The sequence below is a fragment of the Coleofasciculus sp. C1-SOL-03 genome (assembly GCF_040220555.1).
Lineage (GTDB): Bacteria > Cyanobacteriota > Cyanobacteriia > Cyanobacteriales > Coleofasciculaceae > Coleofasciculus.
The window spans coordinates 92,389-98,533 of sequence record NZ_JAVJUO010000227.1 but is presented as its reverse complement, the minus strand read 5'-3'; the positions used below and the strand labels follow the sequence as shown (position 1 = coordinate 98,533).

General features: G+C 47.8%; 6 protein-coding genes. All 6 read right to left on the bottom strand.

Annotation, left to right across the window (positions count from 1 at the left end):
• Positions 1-244 precede the first annotated feature (244 nt).
• The 6 genes from RIE73_RS34675 to RIE73_RS34650 all read right to left on the bottom strand — a co-directional run bounded on the left by RIE73_RS34675 (position 245) and on the right by RIE73_RS34650 (position 6,101).
• The gene (locus RIE73_RS34675) at positions 245-1,345 is read right to left on the bottom strand and encodes a Get3/ArsA fold putative tail anchor-mediating ATPase NosAFP (protein ID WP_446405481.1); all 1,101 of its coding nucleotides are present in this window, start codon (positions 1,343-1,345) and stop codon (positions 245-247) included.
• A gap of 32 nt (positions 1,346-1,377) precedes the next feature.
• On the bottom strand, positions 1,378-1,572 hold the full coding sequence (gene petP, locus RIE73_RS34670) for a cytochrome b6f subunit PetP (RefSeq protein ID WP_446372796.1): 195 nt from the start codon (positions 1,570-1,572) through the stop codon (positions 1,378-1,380).
• 286 nt (positions 1,573-1,858) lie between these two features.
• Positions 1,859-3,247, bottom strand: a complete 1,389-nt coding sequence (gene argH, locus RIE73_RS34665) for an argininosuccinate lyase (RefSeq protein WP_446405480.1) — start codon at positions 3,245-3,247, stop codon at positions 1,859-1,861.
• 44 nt (positions 3,248-3,291) lie between these two features.
• Positions 3,292-3,531: a hypothetical protein gene (locus tag RIE73_RS34660; RefSeq protein ID WP_446405479.1), complete on the bottom strand. Its 240-nt coding sequence runs from the start codon at positions 3,529-3,531 to the stop codon at positions 3,292-3,294.
• Between the two features lie 27 nt (positions 3,532-3,558).
• The gene (locus RIE73_RS34655) at positions 3,559-5,016 is read right to left on the bottom strand and encodes a PP2C family protein-serine/threonine phosphatase (RefSeq protein WP_446405487.1); all 1,458 of its coding nucleotides are present in this window, start codon (positions 5,014-5,016) and stop codon (positions 3,559-3,561) included.
• A 779-nt stretch (positions 5,017-5,795) separates the two neighbouring features.
• A complete protein-coding gene (locus RIE73_RS34650; protein WP_446405478.1) occupies positions 5,796-6,101 on the bottom strand; it encodes a P-II family nitrogen regulator in 306 nt (101 codons plus the stop codon).
• Between the last annotated feature and the right edge of the window lie 44 nt (positions 6,102-6,145).

The window sequence follows — 6,145 nt, the reverse complement described above, 5'->3', positions numbered from 1 at the left end:
TGGAAATGGTGCGTTACGCTTTTTGGAAATGGTGCGTTACGCTTTTTGGAAATGGTGCGTTACGCTTTTTGGAAATGGTGCGTTACGCTTTTTGGAAATGGTGCGTTACGCTTTTTGGAAATGGTGCGTTACGCTTCGCTAACGCACCCTACGCACCCTACGCACCCTACGCACCCTACGCACCCTACGCACCCTACCCGCCCCGATAAATGACGAATGACATAGGACAAATGACATAAGACAATCAGAACGAAATAATTAAACGCTGATCTTGGAACTTCGCCCCTTTCACCGCTTGACCGCTTAATTGGGGCGGAAGCCAAATATTACGCCGCTGATCGCCTGCTTCAATTGTCACCTCTGGACCATATTGGGTGAGTTTTACCTGCTTTTTGTCGAAGCCCGGTAAAAATAAACTCACTTGACGATTTGCTACATCTATGCTAATAGCCTTGGGCGCTTGCATCGCTTGTTTAAAATCAGGCAAAGCATCCATCAACGGTTGCCAGTCAGCCACCTGAGATAACTGAGGTAAAGCGCTAACCGTTAACGGGGCAAAATCAGCGGCTAACGTATCCGTGGCTGGAATTTGGTTCAACAGAACCCCTCCCACCGTCAGATTAACCTGCTGGGCGCTTCCCCAGAAATATTTAGCCGTCGCTAAAGCCGCCGTATCTCCCGTAGTCACCAAATACGCCGCCACCCGATTCGGATCAGCCACAGCCGTTTTACCCTGTTCCAGCATTTGGCTAGTTTGCTGAGTCGGTTTATTGGCAAAATCGTCCGGTGTCCAGGTCACATTAAGAATGGCACTGGTAACGGGTTGGATAAACGGAGAAATCGCTTTACCCAGATCCGACTCGGTAAAAATTTGGCGAAAGCGGCGAAAATACCAACTGAGAATTTCTGGCATCCCCAGCATCCTCAAGGTAGCTTGATCGCCGCTGCCATCGTAGATGATCACATCATACTCACCACTGGCATCGTACTCGCGAATCGCATTCAGGGCTAACGCACTATCCATCCCCGGTAAAATGCCCAATTCTTGACCATAGACATTTTTCAGCGTTGGCGATCGCAAATACTCCGCCTCTAGCTTTTTCACCTCGTCCCAACTCTGTTCCAGGAGGAGGGTAGACTGAAGCTGAACCGCTTTCAGATTCGGTTCCACCTCCGTCGGATCAGCCCTAGGGGATGTTCCCAGTAACAGTCCGAACGCCGGGGTGGGATCTTGCCCGACTAAAAGGACACGCTGACCAAGATTTGCGAATTTTTTAGCCGCCGTGATCGCAATTGTGGTGCGACCGGTGCCGCCTTTGCCTAAAAAGGTGAGAATAAAAGCCATGATTTTGTTGGACGCTGCTGGGGAAGTCGTCACTAACTGACGGGTTTGAGTTCATCTTCAAAAAACCAGGTTGCCGTGTTGTCGTCAAATTCGACGATCGCGCCGACACCGCTGCCATCTGTCATTTTAAAGTCTTTGACGATGCCCACTTTCCCTAGTTTATTCACGATATCGCCTGACACCCGGTCTCTGAGACGACAAACTTGAACTTTTTGACCAATCTCCATTATTGCTGCTAGTACTTTTAATAGGATGAACCATTCCAAAGTGTAGCGGAATCTGGGACGTTGGGTTAGATCTGGTGCTGACTTTTCCCAGAAGGTTCGTTCGTAGTCGGCACGAAGCGTGCCAGAAGCGCTAAAGCGCTGACTACATACTACAAACTTACCATCCGCTTCTGGGCTTGAGCCAAAGCGCGTCGGACTTGCTCAAATCCTGTCCCCCCGTAACTATTGCGGGCAGAAGGTTCGTTCGTAGTCGGCACGAAGCGTGCCAGAAGCGCTAAAGCGCTGACTACAAACCTACCATCCGCTCCTGGGCTTGAGCCAAAGCGCGTCGGACTTGCTCAAATCCTGTCCCCCCGTAACTATTGCGGGCAGAAACCACCTGATTGGGTGCGATCGCCTCGTAAATATCCTCTTCAAAGGCAGGATGGATTTCTTTCCACTCTGGCACCGTTAAGTCTTTGAGCAGTTTACCCGCCCCTAGACAGGTTCTCACCACTTTACCCACCAAGTTATAGGCTTCTCGGAAGGGAACCCCTTTACTTGCCAAATAATCCGCCACATCGGTAGCGTTGGAGAAATCTTCTGCCACGGCTGAGGCGAGACGCGGAGGACAAAACTCTAACCCCTCCCGCAACAGAATTGTCATGGCTTCCAGACACCCTTTGACTGTTTTCACGCTGTCAAATAGTGCCTCTTTATCCTCCTGCAAATCCTTGTTATACGCCAACGGCAATCCCTTCATCAGCACCAACATGGCTTGCAGATGCCCAAACACCCGTCCCGTTTTCCCCCGTACCAATTCCGGCACATCCGGGTTTTTCTTTTGCGGCATAATACTCGAACCCGTCGAGCAATTGTCCTTGAGGGTAACAAAGCCAAACTCCTGAGACGCCCAGAGAATAATTTCTTCTGACAATCGGCTCAAGTGAACCATAATCAGACTCGCCGCTGTCAAAAACTCAATGGCAAAGTCGCGATCGCTCACTCCATCTAAACTATTACGATAGAGATCACCAAAGTCTAGCAATGAGGCGCTGTAGTGCCGATCAATCGGGAATGTTGTCCCCGCTAGCGCCCCACACCCCAAAGGAGAAATATTCACCCGCTGGTAAATTTCCCCCAATCGTAGCCAATCCCGTTCCACCATTTCCCAATACGCCAACAAATGATGGGCTAAACTCAACGGCTGGGCGCGTTGGAGATGGGTGTAGCCGGGGATTAAGGTTTCGACATGGGATTCAGCCAGAGTCAGCAAAACTCCTTGCATCTGTCGTAACTGAGTCCGAATTTGGCGAATTTGATCCCGCAAATAGAGTCGGGTATCTGTGCCCACTTGGTCATTTCGCGATCGCGCCGTGTGTAGCTTTTTCCCCACATCCCCTACAAGTTCCGTGAGGCGTCGTTCCACGGCAAAATGAACGTCCTCGGCGTCAATACCGGGATTAAATTGTCCCTGGCGGTATTCTGAACGAATTTGTTCTAACCCGTTCACCAGTTGTTCCGCTTCAGCGGCTGAAATAATCCCAGTATGGGCAAGCATCTTCGCATGAGCCACCGAACCCGTCAGATCATACTCAATCAGCTCGATATCAAACCCAATACTGGCATTGAACTGTGCGATCGCCGGATGTAGTGCCGATTCAAATCGCTGACTCCACGTTGTTTGTTCCGTCACAATACCGATTCACCCATGACAAAGGACATAAGACAAAGGACAAATTACCCAAACGAACTCATCCCCCGAAAAATATAACCGATCACTAGACCAATCAAAAATGCCCAGACTTGACCTGATTCAATGAAATTATTAAACGCCTGTTGCATTTGACCCAAAACATCCGGATCTTCCACTTGCTGGGCTAACACCAGTCCATCGGTTAGCCATGGACTCACCAGGTCAATCAGGGGATGGAGACTATGGACAACAGAGGTTAGAACTTGCACTTCCATAACAGCCATAGCAAAGATTCCCTTCCATTCAATAGGTTACTCGGTAGATTTTACCTGTAACACGACCAAGGTCATATCATCTCCATTACGATTTTTTCCCCCCATAAACTCTCCCACCCGCTCAAACAGGTAATCTAGGATGGGTTGGGAGCCTTGGCGATGTTCACACGCCCACCTAAAGGCTTCGATCAGATTTTCCTCATCAAAGCGATCGCCATGTTGATTGGCGACATCGGTAAATCCATCGGTGTAATAGATAATCGTGTCTCCCACATCAAGCTGGATTTGAGCATCTTCATACTCAGAATCTGCCTCTAAGCCAATCAGCATCCCATCGGTATCCAGACGCTGGATGGAATGGGTAGACGCTTTCCATAAGAAAGGGGGATTATGGGCAGCATTACTATAGGATAAAATCCGGGTTTGAGGATCATACTCCGAATAAAACAGGGTGACAAATCGATTGGAATTTTCCAAATCAGCATACATCACCCGATTCAAATGTTCCAGGATGCAGGCAGGGGAGTGACGGTTTAGCACTTCTGCTCGCAGCATACCCCGCGTCATGGTCATAATTAAGCCAGCAGGAACACCTTTACCCATGACATCACCAATGACCACACTCCAGGGTACAGAGGCTTTGTGCTGATCCAGCGCTTGATTCTCACCGGGTTGGGTTGGACGAAGCTGATCGTAGTTGGTGGGAATAAAATCATAATAGTCTCCACCGACTCGACTTGCCGTCTGACACTGCGCCGCCAGTTCAATTCCTTTAATCGACGGACATTGACGGGGGAGGAGGCGTAATTGGATTTCCGCGCCAATTTCTAACTCTCGATCTAAACGTTCTTTTTTGCGAAGTTCTACCGTCAATTCATCATTGGCGATCGCGACGGCGGTTTGATCGGCAACTAACCGCACTAACTTTTGTCGAGTTGGCGTCCAGCTATAATTCAGGTCATCAGTAAACACATACAAGCGCCCGCGTTCGACATTTTTAATCAAAATCGGTGTGCCAAATAACCGAATATCTGTGTCTAAATCGCGATTAACCTGATCGTCAAACGATGCCCAGATCGCGTCTAACTGTTCTGGACTCATTGTCACTTTTCCATCTTCATTGGCTTGAGCCGCGATCGCCTGACTTGCCTGTTCGAGTGCTTGACGTAAGATTTGACACCCTTGATTGTCTTGGCAATGAATTTGTTCTAAGCGGATTTTACCGTTTGGCTTCAATAAAACCAATGCACCTCCCTCTGTATCGGTGACTCGTGCTGACATCAAGGGAATTAATTCTAAAAATTGATTCAAATTGTTGAAGCTGCGTAGGGCAAATCCCAGTGAGCTTAACAAATCTTGGATTTTATGTTGTTCTCGGTGTAGGCAAGCCACAAGTTCTTTCAGGGCGGAAACGGGTGTTCTGTCAGAAGCCGCGATATAGGGTGTGCCATTCGCTGAATTAGGAGGTTGGCTCTTAAAGGGGCGTGCTGTCATCACATCAGGGTTGGGGAGCATCACGTTTAACTGAAACTATAGTCCAATCGCAGGTAGTCTCTATACTTATGGTTTTAAAGTAGCTATGGAAACACTTTTGACCATCCACGCTTCCATCAGTAAGTGGGAAACATCCGGACAGCTTGCTTGCAGGCATGAATAGGACAATATAACCAGCGTGGGACAATCCCGGTGACATCCTATCTTAGACCTGTTAGTCTTGGGAACTGTTTTGAAGTCTGTTCCGGTTATTGTATAAGTATTTGACTGATTTTAGGTGTCAATCATAGCGCCAATTGAATATTCTGCCAACGTCCATCCGGGGGATTGGCTAAACGCTGTCTGTTTTTAATCGCCCATCAAGTGTCCAAAATCCCGATTAGCTCTTAGAGAGTTCCCTATTTTTCTATCGATTGGAAAATAAACGCTACATTTCCCCTTTTTCATCGAATTCGATAATCAGGAAATAATGATGAACTTAGAATATACAAATTCAATGAACCTTTAATCGTCAAAATCTTTATGTTTAAGGGGTTCGGGTTTGTGCAGCAAGCCCTAATTAGGACTTGCTGCACGAGTGTGGAAGGTATGCCAGGTAAGGGTTTTAACCTATTTTTTGACCCAAAAAGTGCAAGGTTTTTACACTACTGCTCTCCAAACCCTGGGATTGCAAGCCGACCTAAGCGCCGAATTTTACCTTAACAGAGGGTTGAAACCATTGCCCATTGCCTATTCCCTATTCCCTCTCCCCACCGCAAGACTTATTCAGCAGACCCTAATTAGTTCAACAGTTCTACATCATGACGGAAGGCAATTAAGGCATGAGCGTTCCGCATTTCAGCTAAGGTTTGGAAGATTTCGTCAGAGACGTCTGGCGAGACAACGCTTTTCATCTCAATATTGGTGTTATACCCGACAATATCTCCCATGCGTCTGCCATGACCCCCTTCACCGAGGACATCGTTGATGGTATATCCAGTTACCCCTTTGCTTTTGAGCAGTTTAATTAACCGCTCTTTCAGCACAGATTCACTGATGATCGTGATTAAGACAGCGGGTTTGACGGGAATGGCTTCAGTAGACATAATAAACTCCTAACAATATTCGTTTAGGGAAGGATGACAGGCAA

Excerpts from the sequence above, each read along its gene's own strand:
- RIE73_RS34655 (WP_446405487.1), bottom strand. The coding sequence starts at position 5,016 with ATGACAGCACGCCCCTTTAAGAGCCAACCTCCTAATTCAGCGAATGGC.
- RIE73_RS34660 (WP_446405479.1), bottom strand. The coding sequence starts at position 3,531 with ATGGCTGTTATGGAAGTGCAAGTTCTAACCTCTGTTGTCCATAGTCTC.
- petP (WP_446372796.1), bottom strand. The coding sequence starts at position 1,572 with ATGGAGATTGGTCAAAAAGTTCAAGTTTGTCGTCTCAGAGACCGGGTG.
- RIE73_RS34650 (WP_446405478.1), bottom strand. The coding sequence starts at position 6,101 with ATGTCTACTGAAGCCATTCCCGTCAAACCCGCTGTCTTAATCACGATC.
- RIE73_RS34675 (WP_446405481.1), bottom strand. The coding sequence starts at position 1,345 with ATGGCTTTTATTCTCACCTTTTTAGGCAAAGGCGGCACCGGTCGCACC.